The organism is Clostridium sp. 1001271st1 H5 (assembly GCF_005845215.1).
GTDB lineage: Bacteria > Bacillota > Clostridia > Lachnospirales > Lachnospiraceae > Enterocloster.
This window is the reverse complement of sequence record NZ_SPHO01000020.1, coordinates 1-17,328: the sequence shown is the minus strand read 5'-3', so window position 1 is coordinate 17,328 and position 17,328 is coordinate 1. Positions and strand designations below refer to the sequence as shown.

Genomic DNA, 17,328 nt, shown 5'->3' with positions numbered 1-17,328 from the left:
AGGCTGTTCATACGGAAGCCAGAAGGCTGAACTTCATTTAAATCTGTACACAGGTGGTAAATGCCGGCTGTTATAAGGCCCGAAGGAAAGGGAGTCTTAGGTATATCCGCCTTGCAGTATATCCGCTCTTCAGAATCTTCCGCCCAGCCCCTTTCCTCCCCCTTTCATCTCCTGCCCATCTATACCCCCACTGCGGCCTTCATCTGCTTCACATAATTGCAGACAGGTTCCACACAGTTTACACCGTACCTGGCCACCAGCTTAACAATGGCGCTTCCGACAATGACTCCGTCTGCCTGGGAAGCCATTTTGCCGGCCTGCTCCGGGGTAGAGATGCCGAATCCAATGGCACAGGGTACATTTTTTCCCTGCTTTACAGTGTCCACCATTTCCTTAATGTTGGTGGTAATCTCGCTTCGGACACCGGTAACTCCAAGGGATGACACGCAGTATACAAACCCATGGGATTCCCTGGCAATGGCCTGGGCCCGCTCCCTGGAGGTGGGCGCCACCAGATAAATCAGGGTCATATCATACTTTTTACAAGCCGGCAGCAGTTCCTCCCGTTCTTCAAAGGGCATATCCGGCACAATCAGGGCGTCTATTCCACAATCAGAGGCATTTTTCATAAACTTATCCACGCCATATGCAAACACCGGGTTGATATAGGTCATGAACGCCAGCGGCACATCTGTCTTTTGGCGAATCCGGCGCACTGTATCAAATATCTTGTCCGTGGTGGTTCCTGAAGCCAGTGCCCGAAGGTCTGCCTCCTGAATGACGATTCCCTCTGCCACCGGGTCGGAAAAGGGTATTCCCAGCTCAATCAAATCCGCCCCGGCCTCTGCCATGGCAGGCACAAGCGCCTCTGTCACTGACAGGTCCGGGTCGCCTGCTGTTATGAAAGGTATGAATGCCTTTTTATTCTCAAAAACCTGCTGTATCCTATTCATAGAGCTCTACCCCCTTATATCTGGCAATTGCAGCCACGTCCTTATCTCCCCTGCCGGAAAGATTGATAACAATAATCTGGTCCTTATCCATTGAGCCTGCCACCTTCCTGGCATAGGCCACTGCATGAGCGCTCTCCACTGCCGGGATGATTCCTTCCATACGCGACAGATATTCAAATGAGTCCACTGCCTCATCATCCGTCACAGGCACATACTGGGCCCTGCCGCTGTCATGGAGCTGCGCGTGCTCCGGTCCAATGCCCGGATAATCCAGCCCGGCGGATATGGAGTACACCGGTGCAATCTGTCCGTATTCGTCCTGACAGAAATAAGATTTCATGCCATGAAAAATGCCGACCCTGCCCGTGGCTATGGTGGCTGCAGTCTGCTCAGTCTCCACGCCCAGTCCTGCCGCCTCACATCCTACCAGCTTCACGTCCTTTTCATGGATGAATTCATAGAAAGCTCCCATTGCATTGCTTCCGCCTCCCACACAGGCAATAACCATATCCGGAAGCTTTCCCTCCTTTTCCATAAGCTGTTCCTTGATTTCCCTGCTGATTACGCTCTGGAAATCCCTTACCATCATGGGAAATGGGTGGGGGCCCATGACAGAGCCAATAACATAATGTGTATCCGCAATGCGGTTGGTCCACTCCCTGAGTGTCTCATTGACAGCATCCTTTAATGTCTGCGTCCCGCTGGTCACCGGGTGTACCTTTGCCCCCAACAGCTCCATGCGGTATACATTGAGCGCCTGGCGGTCCGTATCCTCCTTTCCCATATAGACCTCGCATTCCAGTCCCAAAAGGGCTGCTGCCGTGGCTGTTGCCACGCCGTGCTGTCCGGCCCCTGTCTCTGCAATGACCCTGGTCTTTCCCATTTTCTTTGCCAGAAGAACCTGCCCCAGCGCATTGTTGATTTTGTGGGAACCTGTGTGGTTTAAGTCCTCCCTTTTGAGATAAATCCTTGCTCCGCCCAGGTCCTTTGTCATCTTCTCCGCATAATAGAGGCGCGAAGGACGGCCGGTGTATTCCTCCAGCAGATACTTTAACTCGGCCATGAACTGCGGCTCCTTTTTATAGTACTCATATGCCTCTTCCAGTTCCGCGACAGCGCTCATCAGTGTTTCCGGTATAAACTGGCCGCCATGGATTCCAAATCTTCCTCTTGACATTGCTGTGTCTCCTTTTCTGATACAATTTCTTTATACAGTCATGTTAAATGCAGCTATTAAGCGGACAGTCCGGGCTCTGCGTCTGCCCCCGCAGGACCTGGGCCAGCTCCTCCATCTTTCTCCGGTCCTTCCTGCCCCCTGTTTCCACCGCGCTGCTGACATCAATGCAGTAGGGTCCGTGGGCCGCTGCCTGCCTTATATTGCCCAGATGTATGCCTCCTGCCAGGAAATAAGGCTTTGTAAGCCCGGGAATCATATCCCAGTCAAACTGGGTGCCGCTGCCCCCGTACTTACCCTTTGCATACGTGTCCAGAAGAAGGTAATCACAGGGCAGCTCCTGGGCTTTTAAAATCTGTTCCCTGTTCCTGACCCGTATTGCCTTGATAACCGGCAGTACGGTGTGCTGCTTCAGCTGTCTGATGTAAGCCTCATCCTCGTCTCCATGGAGCTGTATCAAATCAATCACCCTGCCGGTCCCCTGGTTCCCGGCGAGCTCCAGTATTTCCTCCATGGATGCATTGACAAATACGCCCACGGCCCGGATTCTCTTATCCAGAACCTGTCTTAACTGGGCTGCCTTATCAGGCGTAACCCTGCGGCTGCTCTCGGCAAATACAAAGCCGATATAATCCGGCTGAATCTCATTGGCCGCCAGGATATCTCCAAACCGGCTGAGACCGCAAATCTTAAGCCTGCATGTTTTCATAATCCATCCCCCTGCATTATTTCCTATATCTGTGCCGCACATCTTTGTACCTGCACATGTCGGTCCCTGCACATGTATGTCTCTACCCAATCCGTGACTTAAGTTCCCGCAGGGCACTCTTTTTGTCTGCTGCCCGCATCAGGGTTTCTCCCACAAGAACCGCATCCACCTGGTTCTCTGCCAGAAGCTCTATATCCTCAGGCGTTCTGATTCCGCTCTCCGCCACAAATATGGTGCCGCGGTCCACCAGTCTCCTGAGCCTGAGTGCGTTTGTGAAATCCACCTCAAAGGTCCCCAGGTTTCGGTTATTGATTCCAATCATACCGGCCCCTGCCTCCGCCGCCATGGCCACCTCCCCGTCGGTATGGGCTTCCACCAGTGAACTTAGCCCCAGACTGCCGCAAATGCCCATATACCGTTTCAGCCGCTTCATGTCCAAAAGGGAGCAAATCAGCAGAACAGCGGATGCGCCCAGCACCTTTGCCTCATAAATCTGGTACTCATCCACAGTAAAATCTTTCCGCAGCAGCGGCAGGTCTGTCTCCCTGCGGATTTCTTCCAGATAACGGTCAGCCCCTAAAAAGAACTCCGGCTCCGTCAACACGGATACCGCATCCGCACCAGCCTCCTGGTACTGCCTGGCTATTTCCACATAAGGGAAATCCGGAGCAATCAGTCCCTTTGAAGGCGACGCCCTCTTGACCTCGCAAATGAAGGAAATGCCTGGTTTTGACAGGGCTGCTTTAAAAGCAAGGGGTTCATTCCCTCCATCCTCCCGGTTAATGCCCTCCCTCTCCCTGCACTCATAGGCTGCCTTCATCATTTCTTCCAGTGGTTTTACCTGTTTTTTCTGCTCCACCCGTTTCCTGGCGGACAGGGCTATCGTATCCAGTATCATGATGCTTTTACCTCTCCCGCTGCTTTCTTTGTGGCCCGGATGAACTCCTCCATCTTGGCCATGGCTGCTCCGGAATCAATGATGTCCCGGGCCTTTTTCACACAGTCCTTCACTGTGCAGTCATCAATTCCCAGATATAAGCTGATGGCCGCATTCAGAACCACCACGTCTCTCTTTGGTCCTTTCAGGCTGCCGGATAAAATGTTCTTTGTTATCTCCGCATTTTCCTCAGGCGTGCCTCCTATAAGTTCATCCAGGCTGCATACGGTTAAGCCCAGTTCCTCAGGTGTCATATCATAGGCCGTAAGTTTTCCGTAACGGATTTCACATACGTGGGTGGGACCGGTCAGCGTTGCCTCATCCAGTCCGTCTCCCCCGCATACCACCATTCCCCTGGTAACTCCCAGGTTGGCCAGCACCTGCGCCAGCGGTTCCACCAAATCACGGCTGTACACGCCTAAGAGCTGCATGGATGCTCCTGCCGGATTGGACAGGGGGCCCAGGATGTTAAAAATGCTTCTGATTCCGATTTCCTTCCTCACAGGGGCCGCATATTTCATGGAAGAATGGTACGCCGGCGCAAACAGGAAGCACATACCGGTGTCCTCCAGGACAGTCTCTGCCTGTTCCGCCGTCAGCGACAGCTCTGCTCCCAGCCGCTCCAGTACGTCTGCAGCCCCGCTCTTGCTGGATACGCTGCGGTTGCCGTGCTTTGCCACCCGTATGCCTCCGGCCGCCGCCACAAATGCGCTGGTGGTGGAAATATTAAAGGTTCCCACCTCGTCCCCGCCTGTTCCCACTATGTCCATGACCGCAAAGGGAGGCGACAGCTTTACCGCCTTATCCCGCATAACAGTTGCGCAGGCCGTAATCTCATCAATGGTTTCACCCTTCATCCTCAGTGCTGTGAGGAACGAGGATATCTGTGCCTGGGTGGCGTTTCCGCTCATGATTTCGTCCATGACTTCCTTTGTTGTATCAAAATCCAGATTTTTATTTTCTACCAATTGGTGAATTGCTTTTTGTATCATAGTCATTCTCCTTTTTACTTAAACCCTGATATTATATTCCTGCTCTGTTCTGGTTTTCACAGGCCACATTCCGTTACATTGCTCTGATATTCAAAAAATTCTCCAGTATCTTCCTTCCATCCGGCGTCAATATGGATTCGGGGTGGAACTGCAGCCCATATACAGGATAATCCCTGTGCTGCACCGCCATGACCTCCCCCTCCATGCAATCCCTGGCCACCACTTCCAGCTCCTCCGGCAGGCTATCCAAAACCGCGGACAGGGAATGGTACCTGGCTGCCGGTATAACGGACGGCAGTCCCTCAAACAGCCGGCATCCGTATCCTGTCCTTCCGGATGCATCTGCCTTGCCCGGAGTGTTATCTTCCTTTATATGACAGTCCAGCCGGATATTGCTCTGTTTGCCGTGCATCAGCTTCTTTGCATGGGCAATGGTTCCGCCGAATGCCTCGCATATTCCCTGATGTCCCAGGCACACGCCCAGAATCGGCATTTTTCCCTTCAGCTTTATGACTGCCTCCTCCAGAATGCCTGCATCCCGCGGATATCCTGGTCCGGGCGACAGAATCAGGTGGCTTGGTTTCATGTTCTCTATATCTTTCACCGTAACCTGGTCATTGCGGACCACCTGTATATCCGGCTCAATGCTTCCAATCATCTGTACCAGGTTATAGGAAAAGCTGTCATAATTATCAATCAATACAATCATCTGTCATCCACCTCCCCTGCCCGAAGGATGGCCTGAATGACGGCCTTTGCTTTGTTTTCCGATTCCTCATATTCCAGCTCCGGCACACTGTCCGCCACAATTCCGCCTCCTGCCTGAACCGTGACCTTTCCTGCCTGTTTTACTGCCATCCGTATGGCGATGCATGTATCCAGGTTTCCTGTAAAATCCAGGTATCCCAGAGCCCCGCCGTATATCCCCCGGGGAACAGACTCCAATTTTTCTATAATCTCACATGCCCGTATCTTGGGAGCACCCGAAAGTGTGCCTGCCGGAAGCAGGGCCTCCACCGCCGAACAGCCGTCCAGTCCGGGTTTTATATTTCCTTCCACCTGGGAACAGATATGCATGATTTTGGAATACCTGTGTATCATCTTGTACTCCGTCACCTCCACGGACCCGAACTCTGCAATGCGTCCAATATCATTCCGTCCCAAATCCACCAGCATATTGTGCTCGGAAAGCTCCTTTTCATCTGCCAGAAGCTCTTCCTCCAGCCTTTTGTCCTCCTCATCCGTTGCACCCCTGGGCCTGGAACCAGCTACCGGGAACGTGGTGAGACGCCCGTTTTCAAGGCGTACCAGGGTCTCCGGGGAGGTACTGATGATTTCATCCTGGTCTATGTTCATGTAAACCATGTAAGGGGATGGGTTCGTGGTTCTGAGAACCCGGTAGGCATTCAGCAGGCTGCCCTCATAGGAGCTGGTAAACTGTCTGGATATAACTGCCTGAAAGATATCCCCGTCCAAAATAAACTCCTTTGTCTTTTCCACCGTGCTGCAGAACGCTTCTTTGGAAACGCTGCAGGAAAAGGATGGTTTTTCCGGTGAGGACAGCCGTTTAAGAGGCGCCGTGTCATTGATAAGAGAGGCCATTTCCTGTATTTCCTCACAGGCTCTTCCGTATTCCTTCATCAGATACTCCAGGCTGCCGGATTTGTTCCCATTTCCCCGGCCTCCACCGTAGTTCTGTCCTTCACAGTGCTGCCGGCCCTCACCGTGTTCCCGGTCCTTTATTCCCGCGTTTTCTGTCCTGCCGGTCTTCATGTTAACCACAATCTGTATCTTCTGTTTCAGGTGGTCATAGGCAATAACCTTGTCAAAGAGCATCAGGTCAAAATCATTGGCCTGGCCTCTGCTGATATGGAGGGTTGGCTCTGCATACTCAATCATGGCATATGCAAAATACCCTACAAATCCGCCGGTAAAGGGCGGCTGTCCTTTCAGCCTGGGCGCCCTGTACTGCGCCAATATCCCGCGAAGCACATCCATGGGACGGGCGGTCTGTATTTCCCCTGACGGGAACCGGCTGATACTGCTCTCAATCTTCACCTTACCGCAGCGGCAGGTAACACGCATCACCGGATTATATCCAAGAAAGGAGTAGCGTCCCCACTTTTCGCCGCCCTCTATGCTTTCCAGAAGATAAAAGCGGCTGCTCCGTTCTGCTATACGTCTGAGCAGGGTTATGGGCGTCACCACATCCGCGTAAACCTCACGGCATATGGGGATGATATCATATTCTCCTGACAGGCTTAAGATTTCATCACAAGCTGGGATTATCATTTACGTTAACTCCTTTCCTTCATGCTGGCTGTTTATTTTCAACCTCTCAATAGTTCCGGGTCCGGGCATCACATTCAATAAAAAAAGAAGCCCTTATCCCTGCCGACTACATCTGTAATCAGCAGGGACAAAAGCTTCTTCCGGCTTCTGCGGTACCACCCTGGTTGGCGCTTATCCGTGACCTGCATTCCCTGCCATCCTGTGGTATGGGAAATTAAAAAGCATCAAGTTAAATTTAACCTGATGCTGTGTCATCGAACAAAGAAATAAAATACGCCCGCTCTGCAACGCACCATCATGCGTTCTCCCTGGTAACGGTGGGATACCCGTCAGCCCATACTCCCATCAGCCCTATCTCTATGCCTCTGGTTTCCAGCTGCCCTCGCAGGTCCATTCAGACTCTAATCCAATGCTCCCTTACACCGGCCGGAAGCTCTCTGCGCCTGGAATTACAATCTTACTTACTCCTACTCAACGGTTTTATATGTTTCGTTGAATGTTGAGCTTATTATAATCAGCTCATTTCCAAATGTCAATGGTTTTTTTCAAAGTTTTTAAATATTTTCCATTTTCTTACTCTTGTCCGGTGAGGACAATCCGACTATTTCCCCCATTGCCTTAACCAGCTTTTCCGTGGTTTCCCGTATATGGGGCGACCCAAATATACCTGACACAATGGCTGCTCCTGCGGCATGGCTGCCGGCCAGCCGGCCTATGTTATCCAGGCAGATTCCCCCGATAGCCACCACAGGAATATCCACACTGTCGCAGATTGCATTTAAGGTCTCCATAGTCATGGGGCGGGCATCTGCTTTTGTATTGGTTCCGAATATGGCCCCGCTTCCCAGATAATCCGCGCCTGCTGCCTGTGCTTTTCTGGCCTGTTCCACTGTCTTTGCCGTAACACCCAGTATACGGTCAGGTCCCAGAAGCCTTCTGGCCTCAGATGCCTCCATATCTTCCTGTCCCACATGGAGTCCGTCTGCATGACAGGCCAGTGCCAGCTCCAGATTGTCATCAATCATAAGAGGCACGTTATATTCTGCGGTAATTTTGCGGATGGCGCAGGCAGTTTCCAGCACTTCCTCAAAATTGCCTTTGTCCAGTTCCTTTTCCCTGAACTGGACCATGGTTGCACCGCCCTCTAATGCCTCCCTCACCTGTTCCGCCAGGGAGTATTTTCCGGTCCAGGATTTATCGGTTACTGCATAAATTAAAAGATGTTTCCTATCGAATTTCAATTTTTTTACCTCTTTCCAATGTCTCGTCATCCAGAAGGCTCATTTTATCCATCAGGTGCATGCGGAACATACCAGTCCCGCCTCCCTGCTCCATGGTCTCCCCGGCCGCCAGTTCACCGCAGAGTCCGTGAGCGCAGAGTGCCATGACCACAGATTCCTCCAACAAGCCTGCCTGTCCCTGTTCTCCATGCAGCCCGCAGAATGCCCCCACAAGCCCGTCCAGCATACAGCCGCTGCCTGTAATCCTGGTCATCCAGGGATGACCGTTTCTGACAATGTACTCTTTTTCTGTTCCTGCAGCCACATCCTCTTTTCCGGTCATCACCACAATTGCTCCGGTAAGGTCCCTCAGGGAACAGGCAATTTCCATACGGCTCCGGACCGTGCCTTGGTTCTCTGAATCCACGCCGCAGGTATTGCCCGCCTCATGACCGCTCAGCTCCAGGTTCAGGGCCCGTATTTCCGCCTCATTTCCCCGGATGACAGATGGCGGGGCCTGGCGGATGATATCAATGGCAGCCTGTCTGCGGAACCGCGACGCAGTGACGCCTACCGGGTCCAGAATAATGGGGTGTCCCATGGCAGCAGCCTTCCTTCCCGCCGCCGCCATGGCTGGTATGGTCTTCTCATCCAGAGTTCCCAGGTTCAGGACAAGGCTGCTGCAGATGGCGGTAACATCCTCCACCTCATGGAGCCCCTGAGCCATAATAGGGGAGCCGCCTGCTGCCAGGACCAGGTTTGCCACATCTCCCGCTGTAACGTAATTTGTTATACAGTGGACCCTGGGAGAGCGTTCCCTCAAGTCCTTCATCCATTGTCTCTGCATCATCACTTTATCCTTTTATGTTATCTTCCCACGGCTTTGCCGGGCTGTACATCCAGATTCAGCATACGCTTCATGTACTGAAATGCCCCGGATTTATACAGCACCCCAATCAGAAACGCGGCAATGACCGTACCGCACATGGTACTCATAAGGAATGGGATTACATAGGCAAAAACAGCTGCTTCCTTCCCCATGACCAGTGTTGCCACCGGATAACAGAGGATTCCTCCCAGTATGCCGGTGCCAAACACTTCCCCAAAATAAGCCAGTGTGAGCCTGCCGAAACGCTGGTACAGATATCCTCCTAAAAATGCGCCTGCCATACTGCCCGGAAACGCCAGCAGACTGCCTGTTCCCAGCAGATTTCTGATAAAGGATGTGCAGAACGCCATACCCACACCGTACCACGGCCCAAGGAATACGCCGGCCAATACATTGGCAAGATGCTGAATCGGGAAACATTTGGATGCCCCTATTGGAATGGAAAAGCCGGATAAGGATACGGCCACCGCTGTCAGCATGGCGCTTACCGCCAGTTTCTTAATGTTTACTTTCATAGTCATACCTCCATGTTTTTACTCGGAGCCCGCCTATCTTCCTGGTGAAGAGGCATATTTTCTGTACAGCGGTCTTCTGCCTGCACAGCAGCATATTGACCGTATAAGCGGCGTATCACCTGCACAGTGAATCTTCATAATAAGGCCAAGCTGCGCAAAAGGCCGCAAAAAAAGCCCATACCGCGCAGGATATGGACTTAAATTATGCATTCAATACACATACATGTCTCATATTTCCCTACGTTGGCATTACCCAAATCAGGTGCGATAGGTCGAAGTTTGATTACTTCCTCTCAGCCTGCTTCACAAGCTCCCTGTTGTCATCTAGCATAGCACCGGAATATTTATTTGTCAATCGGTAATGAATGATTGAACCGGTTTTGAATCTGGGCAGACCGGAACCAACATATAGACGAAGCATATATCAGCCGGATGATAACAGACATGACTGGCGGGAGAGAGGCAGTGCAAATGAATTTACCCCCCCCCCCACCAACGGCCTCAAAATCATAAACCATAACCACATTTCTCAGCGGGTCCACAATCCAGTACTCCCTGACCCCAGCCTGCTCATATTTCACCGGTTTCCTGATATAATCCAGGCTCCTGCTGCTTATTGACACAACCTCCGCCACCAGGTCCGGGGCGCCGTGGTATCCGTTCTTTTTTATTTTGTTCCCATCACACACCGCTATCAGACCGGGCAGGAAATAATTGTAATCATCCCTCTCTAAAATGACAACAGCATGAACTTCTGTCACACATACAATAGACATTCCCCCTGTCCCCACATCCCAAAAAAGATATTGCACCATAACACCGCTGAAAATTCCGGCGAACTGCCGGGCAAGCACTAAGACCTTTTGCGGAGGAACCTCCGCTGAAGTATACCCATAATATCATGATTACCTGCCAAATGCAATTAAAAAAGAGCCTGGGGCCGGACTTTTCCGGCCGGGTTCTGCGCCTGCGGACGTTATGGGCAGAACCTGCGGACTCTATACTTATTACCTGTGAACTATTTTCTTTACTGAACCTGTAAATCGCTTAGTATGCCCTGGCCTCCCTGGTAAGCACCAGTGTCTCTATGGCATAGGCTACCCCATCCTGAATATTGGAACGGGTCTGGCATTTGGCAATACGTTTGATGCTCTCCATGGCATTTCCCATTGCAACCGTATATTTTATATCCATGGACAGCATGGAATAATCATTCTCACTGTCTCCTACGGCCATGATTTCGTCCGGTCCCACACCCCTGGCCGACGCATAAAATGCCAGGGCCCTGCCCTTCTGGGCACAGCTGTGGGTCAGCTCCAGATTGGTGGCAAAGGAGGACGCAACCGCCAGGTCCGGTATACCTGACAGCTTCTCCTTGATTCTGCCCAGGACCTTCCGGGACTCATGGATGACCGATATTTTATAAAATGCCAGTCCCATTTCAAAAAGCTGCTTTTCCTCCGCAAAAGAAAACCGGTCCCGCACTCCCTCATAGGTAAACTCCGCCATGGGAAGCAGTACGTTCCTCTCAAAGCATGCCCGGAACTGCGCCTCATCTGCCGTGGTGTAACTGCCTTTGTCCGTCATGAAATCAAAGATGATGTCCTCCTTTTGGCAGCATTCCAGAATTCCTCTGACCTGTTCCTCAGAAAGCCGTATTTCATCCATAAGCCTTCCGTTCCAATCATACACAGCAGCTCCATTCATGCACACCACAGGCGCCCTGAGTCCGGCCTCCTTAAGGGGTTCCAGTGCATCTATATAACTGCGTCCCGTACAAATCAAAAACTCGGCTCCCGTACTTATAAGCCCTTTCAGTGCACGCACATTCCTCTCTGAAATATGCCCGTCAGGGCGCAGAAGGGTGCCATCCATATCAAGTGCAACCAGTTTAATCATATATTCCTGCCTTCTGTCAAATATTCTGTCATAGCTGCGTATACCTGTCAACCACACTTCTGCACAGGTCCGGCCGGTTGGTAATGATGGCATCCACTCCCTGCTGCACCAGCATTTCCATATGCTGCTCTTCATTCACCGTCCATACATTCACTGCCAGCCCCTGCCTTCTGGCATCCGGTATAAGTGATAAATCCTGCAGGTGATACAGGGCCGGATGCAGGGCGTCCGCCCCAACCGTATGACGTCCATAGGACGCGGCGTCAATCCAGCCGTCCGAGTATAGGAGGCCCGTCCTGCTGTTACCGTCCAACTCCTTAATTTTTACCAGGCTGGGATGGCAGAAGGATGAATAAATCACCCTGTCCTCCATCCCCATGAACGCAGTGAGCGCCAGTACCTTTTTCTCTATCTCAGGGTAGAGTATGATGCCGGTTTTAAGCTCCACATTCACGGTCAGCCCTGTGGGCTTTAACAGTTCATAGACTTCCTTAAGCGTGGGAATCCGGGCATCTTTAAATGCCGGAAACAGTCTGTTAAAAGAAAACCCCTTAAGCTGGGCCAGGGTATAATCCTTTATATACCCCGTGCCGCTGCTCACCCTGTCTATGGTCTCATCATGGGCCACTACCAGCTCTTTATCCCTGCTTAACTGTACATCCAGCTCCACGCCGTCAGCCCCCATTTCCGCCGCCAGCCGGAATGCCTCCAGCGTATTTTCCGGCGCATAAGCCGAAGCGCCTCTGTGGGCCCAAACCTGTGTCTTCATACTCAGTATACCCTCCAATCCATAATTATCATTCATTGAGCAGGTTATATTCCTCAATTGCCTTATTAATCTGCTGCGCCATCTTGGAAGCAGTCTCCTCCGGGCTTACTCCATTGTTGAGCATGTTCTCTATCTCCGTCTCAACCACCTGCCTGGCCTCAGGGAATACACTGAGCAGGGCGCCTGCATGATGCCCGCCTTTTCAAACATATCCTTGTTGTAGTAAAGGAGGGGCGTGGAAGAGTTAAAGGGCATGGAATATAATGTATCACCTACAGTATAATACGCAGCAATGTTAGGTTCAATCTGTGTTTTATCCCATCCGTCCGCATCAATTAAGTCCTATTTCCAGGATTCGGGCTGCCTCCCTCGTCCGTCCCTTTCTCTCCTGCAAATCTACCTATAGATTCTAAATTATCCAGGTAAAATCCAAAAGCAGGTTCGCGTAAAATGGAGGTAAAACCAATAAATCTTACTGGTTGTTCATATATGGAATAATGGATTCGGCTTATATTGAATGCTGAAAATACAAAAAGGATTCTGCAACGCAGCTGTTGTCTGCCTTGCAAAATCCTCTTGATTACTTTGGATTATTGAATTAAAATCCGGAAAATAGTTTTATGCCATATTCAGAATGCGCTTCATCTTCGTGACTTCTCCATCAAGGTGGTTTACCTTTAAATGGTACATCATATTAGGATGCAATTCCTTTAAAGCCTCATCCAGCTTTCGGTCCAGGTTCAAATGTCCCTCTGCAATCAGCTGGATGTTCCTGTTCGTCTCATTTTCTAATGTAATCTCTATGTTTGTAACCCTTTCTTTCAGTACCTGCACGTCTTCTTTCAGTTCCTGCACGTCCTCTTTCAGTTCCTGCACGTCCTCTTTCAGTTCCTGCACGTCTCCTTTGAGTACCTGCACGTCACCTTTCAGCACCTGCACATCTTCTTTGAGTACCTGCACGTCACCTTTCAGTTCCTGCACATCTCCTTTGAGTACCTGCACGTCTCCTTTCAGCACCTGCATATCCCCCTGCAGCGACTGCACATCCTCACCTACCGAGACAAGACCGCCCTCGATTCCCCCTAACTTCTGAAGAATCAAATCCATTTTCTGATTTTCTGTCATTTCCTCATCCTTTCTCTTATGCAATGACGATATCCATTGCAGCATCCAACACCTCTCCAAATATCAGATGCACCGTAAAGGCTAACTCTATTATACTATCCCGGAGGGTCTATTTCCAGATTGAATTTCAAAAATTATATTATTCCTGGTTCATTATCCCGTGATATACAAAACCGCATATTTCATTTGCGGACATGCGGATACCATCAGAAATCTGCCAAAGGACCTAAATGGTTTAAACGGCCAGCCATATGCCCCTCCAACCGCAACGCCCATCTGACGGAACGCAATTTTCCAACACGCTCTAATGCAGACGGCAGGAAACCGTGAATGGGATATGCACCTTGCCTCCGGCTGCACATCCCACTCCATCACAGTTTCCTGCCGCATTTAGGACAGTATTCAAACTCTTCTTCCGTCTCATATCCGCAATTGCTGCATTTTCTCCAGGTCTTATAAGCCCCGCTGTCATAATAGCCCCGGCGGTTCCCCTCCTGTACCAGGGTCAGGTCGGAACTTCTTATGTCCACCTGCTGCCCGTGAAGCAGCGCTTTTCCCACCTCCGGGTCCAGCTCGTAAACAGCATCGCAGCAGGACATTTTAACATAGAACTTTTTATTCCATTTAAACAGGGGAATAAAGAAAAAGCTGAAATACATATAGGTCATAAATACCTGGTAACGCCCGTATCCGCCGCACCGGTCACATATGACAGTCTTCACATAATCCAGTATTTTCTGGCCCTGGCTGATTCCTCCTATGAATATCATTAAATTTATCTCCTATCCTGCCTATATTGCGCTTGTATGTATTCCAAAAGTCCGGGCCGGCAAAAGCCGGCCCAATATTAAAAACCATACGGCAGAGTATATCCCCTGCTACAGATAAGATTTCTTAAGTGCCTTCAGAAGTATCTTAGGCTGCCTGTTGTAAGGCGTCACCGGACAAATCTTCTTCTTCACATCCATAAGGCCGTACACCGCAATGCGTGCCGCGCGTACTGAGTATTCCTCGGTAAATACCATGTCCTCCGGTATCTCCACAAACTGGCTCACCATTGCGAAGTTGGTGGAGCCTGCCGGAATCACCGGCGGCCTGTCGCTCATCTTGCGCGGTTCAAACTGTGCATCCACATAAGGCATATAGCATGGAATTACATTGATAACCGTCTTCATCAGCTCTGCAATCCTGTCCTCCGGAATATGCAGATGATGGAGATATTCATTTAACAGCTCCTGTCCCGTACAATCCTTCATTGGCTTCTTTACATAATCGCCAATGGCTTCTGTGTGCAGTCCATATCCCCAGAATATAGTCTGGTCTGCCGGCTGGTTCACAAAATGAGGCTGTGCCGCAACCACGCTGCTCATAAGCCAGCTGGAATCCTTAAAGGTCATAAGGGCGCCGCTGCCGGGCACATTGCCGGTAAAGTTCTCAATGGTCTTTAAGATATCATCGCCCCGGCAGGTAACGGTAAAGCTGAGCCAGTTAGTCTCCTCAGGCTTGGTAAAGAATGGCTCCGGATTCCCCAGCCCCGGCTTCTTCCCGGCCACCTTGGTCCAGAGTTCTCCGCTGATTGGCTTCTTCTCAGGAGCAGGTGCTGGTTTGTAAAGGCTTCCCAGGGTAGCGCTGTCCGTCATACACGCATTGGTCATAATGCAGATATCACTCTTGTTTAACTGGACCTCCTCGGTCACATAAGAAACCTCAGCCGGCCCGTCTGCATCCTCACCTGAGTCCTCTGTACTCTCCACTTTCTTCTTCAGATACAGGGTTTTCACCGTAATTCCAGGTCCGTCCGTGAAATCTATATCCGTCACTTCACAGTTCTCACGGAAATTGACCCCTGCCTTTCTCAGATAGGTCTCCAGAGGGCGAATCACGCTGTCGTACTGGTTTAACGGCGTCCTGGTAACTCCCTCCAGTGTCTCGATACGGCTGAACTCAAAAATCATGCGGTTCATATACCGTCTGAATTCAAACAGGCTGCTGTACTTCTGGAACGCAAAAGTAGTCTGCCACATATACCAGAAATTAGTCTCGAAAATATGGGGCGTCTCCTTGAACCAGTCCTGAATGGTCAGGTTGTCCAGCTTTTTCTCGTCTGTCATCAGCAGCTTCAGAAGGGCCATGCGGTCAGCCTGGTTAAAGCCCATGGATTTCACATCCAAAATGTTGCCGTCCTTATCCACCAGTCTTGCCTTAGCGCAGGTGGGATGGGCATGGTCAAACTCCAGAATCTCCTCCGTCACACTGTGTCCGGGCTGGCGCAGGGATGGGATGGAACGAAAGAGCTCCCAGAAGTTCTCATAAGTCTCCTCATTGAGCATACGTCCCCCGCGGCATACAAAGCCCTGCTCCGGCGTACCAATGCCGTCATTGCTTCCCCCAAGTATGTGCATACCTTCGTAAACCGTTATCTGGTTGGCAGGAAACTTGCAGTCACGAATCAGATACGCCGCCGCTGCCATGGTGGCCAGGCCGCCGCCCACCAGATACGCCTTCCTGTCGCCGTAATCCCGGTTATTCATCACCGCTTCCTCAATGGCGGCAACCCTCTCATCTTCCTTTTCCTTCCGGCTGTCCTGCAGCTTTTTCACTGCCACACCCACTGCTGCTCCTGCTGCCGCAGCTGTCAGGATTTTACCCACTTTCTTGTTCATCGACTTACCTTCCTTTCTGTTTTATATATAAATTCTCTGATGATACAGATAATTGTCCTTCCAGGATTATTCCCTTTATCCGCCTGAAATACACAGCAGACCCCCGTTTTTGTGCTCCTGGCATAACATTATGAACCGCAGGCCCCGTTTCCCGCTGTCCGGGTAAAATAATTGGACAGGCCGGCAAACTGCTCCAGTGTCAGTGCTTCCCCCCTGACAGAGGCAGGAACTCCCAGGCTCTCAATAGCAGCAGCAATCTGCTCCTTTGTATACGGAACCTCCGGTGAATTATTCAGTCCGTTCTGAAGTGTCTTCCTGCGCTGGTTAAATGAAGCCCGTATAAGGCGGAACATGACCCCCGGCTCGTCCACCTGCACCGGCGGTTCCTGATACCTGGTCAGGCGGATAACTGCAGAACCTACATTGGGACGCGGAATAAAACAGTTAGGCGGTACATTTGCCACGATATAAGGCTTTGCATAATACTGCACCGCCAGGGACAGGGCGCCATAGTCCTTGGAGCCTGGCCCCACCTGCATCCGGTCCGCCACTTCTTTCTGCACCATGACAGTAATATTGTCAATGGGTACATTGCTCTCAAACAATCCCATGATAATGGGCGTGGTGATGTAGTAGGGCAGGTTGGCCACCACCTTAATCGGCCTTCCATCATTATACTCATCCACCAGCCGGTTCATGTCTATCTTCAGGATATCACTGTTGATGACAGTCACATTGGAATAGCCCTTTAAGGTCTCGTCCAATATGGGAAGAAGATTGGTGTCAATCTCAACTGCCACTACTTTTCCTGCGTGTTCTGCCAGATACTGGGTCATGGTACCGATGCCTGGTCCGATTTCCAGCACACAGTCAGCCTCTGTAATCCCTGCGGCGCTTATAATTTTGTCCAGCACATGGGTATCAATAAGAAAATTCTGACCGAATTTCTTCTGGAATGCGAACTGGTATTTCTGTATGATTTCAATGGTATTTTTCGGATTACCCAAAGTTGCCATGTATGATAATTTCCTTTCTGCGGGCCGGATCCGGCCCTCTTTTAAGAGTAATGGATTCCCGTCCAAAAGTCAATGCCTGGGCAAAAGAACAGGAAAAAAAGAAGCGCTGTATATCGTACAGGTTCTTTCTGGACTTTGGGTATTCCTTATAAAACATTAGCTGGTATCGGTTCGA

18 protein-coding genes, 1 pseudogene and 1 riboswitch are annotated in these 17,328 nt (G+C 50.8%); all 19 genes and pseudogenes read right to left on the bottom strand.

The genetic code is table 11. The features are described from left to right. Positions 1–179: 179 nt before the first annotated feature. Positions 180–953, bottom strand: coding sequence for a tryptophan synthase subunit alpha (gene trpA / locus FGS84_RS23695; RefSeq protein ID WP_138310787.1), 774 nt, complete (start codon positions 951–953; stop codon positions 180–182). Beyond that, a complete protein-coding gene (trpB, locus tag FGS84_RS23690) occupies positions 946–2,130 on the bottom strand; it encodes a tryptophan synthase subunit beta (RefSeq protein ID WP_138310786.1) in 1,185 nt (394 codons plus the stop codon). The genes trpA and trpB overlap by 8 nt, the downstream gene beginning before the upstream one ends. 43 nt (positions 2,131–2,173) lie before the next feature. Beyond that, positions 2,174–2,836 (bottom strand): phosphoribosylanthranilate isomerase, encoded by a 663-nt coding sequence (locus tag FGS84_RS23685; RefSeq protein ID WP_138310785.1) that lies wholly within the window; start codon positions 2,834–2,836, stop codon positions 2,174–2,176. A gap of 82 nt (positions 2,837–2,918) precedes the next feature. Next, positions 2,919–3,734 carry an indole-3-glycerol phosphate synthase TrpC gene (trpC, locus tag FGS84_RS23680; protein ID WP_138310784.1) on the bottom strand — a complete coding sequence of 272 codons (816 nt, stop codon included), beginning with the start codon at positions 3,732–3,734 and terminating at the stop codon, positions 2,919–2,921. After that, on the bottom strand, positions 3,731–4,765 hold the full coding sequence (trpD, locus tag FGS84_RS23675) for an anthranilate phosphoribosyltransferase (protein ID WP_138310783.1): 1,035 nt from the start codon (positions 4,763–4,765) through the stop codon (positions 3,731–3,733). The genes trpC and trpD overlap by 4 nt, the downstream gene beginning before the upstream one ends. Before the next feature lie 73 nt (positions 4,766–4,838). Then, a complete protein-coding gene (locus FGS84_RS23670) occupies positions 4,839–5,474 on the bottom strand; it encodes an aminodeoxychorismate/anthranilate synthase component II (RefSeq protein ID WP_138310782.1) in 636 nt (211 codons plus the stop codon). Further along, positions 5,471–7,057 carry a chorismate-binding protein gene (locus FGS84_RS23665; protein WP_138310781.1) on the bottom strand — a complete coding sequence of 529 codons (1,587 nt, stop codon included), beginning with the start codon at positions 7,055–7,057 and terminating at the stop codon, positions 5,471–5,473. Before FGS84_RS23665 ends, FGS84_RS23670 begins: the two co-directional genes overlap by 4 nt. Before the next feature lie 554 nt (positions 7,058–7,611). After that, on the bottom strand, positions 7,612–8,298 hold the full coding sequence (thiE, locus tag FGS84_RS23660) for a thiamine phosphate synthase (protein ID WP_138310780.1): 687 nt from the start codon (positions 8,296–8,298) through the stop codon (positions 7,612–7,614). Beyond that, positions 8,285–9,127 carry a hydroxyethylthiazole kinase gene (gene thiM / locus FGS84_RS23655; RefSeq protein ID WP_138310779.1) on the bottom strand — a complete coding sequence of 281 codons (843 nt, stop codon included), beginning with the start codon at positions 9,125–9,127 and terminating at the stop codon, positions 8,285–8,287. The genes thiE and thiM overlap by 14 nt, the downstream gene beginning before the upstream one ends. Before the next feature lie 17 nt (positions 9,128–9,144). Further along, positions 9,145–9,681, bottom strand: a complete 537-nt coding sequence (thiW, locus tag FGS84_RS23650) for an energy coupling factor transporter S component ThiW (RefSeq protein WP_138310778.1) — start codon at positions 9,679–9,681, stop codon at positions 9,145–9,147. Positions 9,682–9,898: 217 nt separating this feature from the next. Continuing rightward, positions 9,899–10,008: riboswitch (TPP riboswitch) on the bottom strand. Between the two features lie 17 nt (positions 10,009–10,025). Next, positions 10,026–10,442, bottom strand: coding sequence for a Uma2 family endonuclease (locus FGS84_RS23645; RefSeq protein ID WP_243130053.1), 417 nt, complete (start codon positions 10,440–10,442; stop codon positions 10,026–10,028). A gap of 286 nt (positions 10,443–10,728) precedes the next feature. Then, positions 10,729–11,580 (bottom strand): Cof-type HAD-IIB family hydrolase, encoded by an 852-nt coding sequence (locus tag FGS84_RS23640; protein WP_138310874.1) that lies wholly within the window; start codon positions 11,578–11,580, stop codon positions 10,729–10,731. A 28-nt stretch (positions 11,581–11,608) separates the two neighbouring features. Beyond that, positions 11,609–12,349 (bottom strand): glycerophosphodiester phosphodiesterase, encoded by a 741-nt coding sequence (locus tag FGS84_RS23635; RefSeq protein WP_138310776.1) that lies wholly within the window; start codon positions 12,347–12,349, stop codon positions 11,609–11,611. 171 nt (positions 12,350–12,520) lie between these two features. Next, positions 12,521–12,691: pseudogene (locus FGS84_RS23625) on the bottom strand (extracellular solute-binding protein); the annotation flags it as partial. Between the two features lie 276 nt (positions 12,692–12,967). Continuing rightward, positions 12,968–13,474 (bottom strand): hypothetical protein, encoded by a 507-nt coding sequence (locus FGS84_RS23620; RefSeq protein WP_138310775.1) that lies wholly within the window; start codon positions 13,472–13,474, stop codon positions 12,968–12,970. Positions 13,475–13,845: 371 nt separating this feature from the next. Further along, the gene (locus FGS84_RS23615) at positions 13,846–14,244 is read right to left on the bottom strand and encodes a zinc ribbon domain-containing protein (protein ID WP_138310774.1); all 399 of its coding nucleotides are present in this window, start codon (positions 14,242–14,244) and stop codon (positions 13,846–13,848) included. A gap of 108 nt (positions 14,245–14,352) precedes the next feature. Continuing rightward, positions 14,353–16,137 carry an oleate hydratase gene (locus tag FGS84_RS23610; protein WP_138310773.1) on the bottom strand — a complete coding sequence of 595 codons (1,785 nt, stop codon included), beginning with the start codon at positions 16,135–16,137 and terminating at the stop codon, positions 14,353–14,355. Positions 16,138–16,265: 128 nt separating this feature from the next. Beyond that, positions 16,266–17,153, bottom strand: coding sequence for a 16S rRNA (adenine(1518)-N(6)/adenine(1519)-N(6))-dimethyltransferase RsmA (rsmA, locus tag FGS84_RS23605; protein WP_138310772.1), 888 nt, complete (start codon positions 17,151–17,153; stop codon positions 16,266–16,268). Continuing rightward, the coding region (locus FGS84_RS31260) for a hypothetical protein (RefSeq protein WP_207671138.1) at positions 17,137–17,328 on the bottom strand (192 nt) is incomplete at its 5' end. The genes FGS84_RS31260 and rsmA, both read right to left, overlap by 17 nt.

What these genes read in the sequence shown, in the direction of transcription:
- trpA (WP_138310787.1), bottom strand. Translation starts at nt 953, where the DNA reads ATGAATAGGATACAGCAGGTTTTTGAGAATAAAAAGGCATTCATACCT.
- trpB (WP_138310786.1), bottom strand. Translation starts at nt 2,130, where the DNA reads ATGTCAAGAGGAAGATTTGGAATCCATGGCGGCCAGTTTATACCGGAA.
- FGS84_RS23670 (WP_138310782.1), bottom strand. Translation starts at nt 5,474, where the DNA reads ATGATTGTATTGATTGATAATTATGACAGCTTTTCCTATAACCTGGTA.
- FGS84_RS23640 (WP_138310874.1), bottom strand. Translation starts at nt 11,580, where the DNA reads ATGATTAAACTGGTTGCACTTGATATGGATGGCACCCTTCTGCGCCCT.
- rsmA (WP_138310772.1), bottom strand. Translation starts at nt 17,153, where the DNA reads ATGGCAACTTTGGGTAATCCGAAAAATACCATTGAAATCATACAGAAA.
- FGS84_RS23635 (WP_138310776.1), bottom strand. Translation starts at nt 12,349, where the DNA reads ATGAAGACACAGGTTTGGGCCCACAGAGGCGCTTCGGCTTATGCGCCG.
- FGS84_RS23665 (WP_138310781.1), bottom strand. Translation starts at nt 7,057, where the DNA reads ATGATAATCCCAGCTTGTGATGAAATCTTAAGCCTGTCAGGAGAATAT.
- thiM (WP_138310779.1), bottom strand. Translation starts at nt 9,127, where the DNA reads ATGATGCAGAGACAATGGATGAAGGACTTGAGGGAACGCTCTCCCAGG.
- FGS84_RS23620 (WP_138310775.1), bottom strand. Translation starts at nt 13,474, where the DNA reads ATGACAGAAAATCAGAAAATGGATTTGATTCTTCAGAAGTTAGGGGGA.
- trpD (WP_138310783.1), bottom strand. Translation starts at nt 4,765, where the DNA reads ATGATACAAAAAGCAATTCACCAATTGGTAGAAAATAAAAATCTGGAT.
- thiW (WP_138310778.1), bottom strand. Translation starts at nt 9,681, where the DNA reads ATGAAAGTAAACATTAAGAAACTGGCGGTAAGCGCCATGCTGACAGCG.
- FGS84_RS23610 (WP_138310773.1), bottom strand. Translation starts at nt 16,137, where the DNA reads ATGAACAAGAAAGTGGGTAAAATCCTGACAGCTGCGGCAGCAGGAGCA.
- FGS84_RS23685 (WP_138310785.1), bottom strand. Translation starts at nt 2,836, where the DNA reads ATGAAAACATGCAGGCTTAAGATTTGCGGTCTCAGCCGGTTTGGAGAT.
- FGS84_RS23615 (WP_138310774.1), bottom strand. Translation starts at nt 14,244, where the DNA reads ATGATATTCATAGGAGGAATCAGCCAGGGCCAGAAAATACTGGATTAT.
- trpC (WP_138310784.1), bottom strand. Translation starts at nt 3,734, where the DNA reads ATGATACTGGATACGATAGCCCTGTCCGCCAGGAAACGGGTGGAGCAG.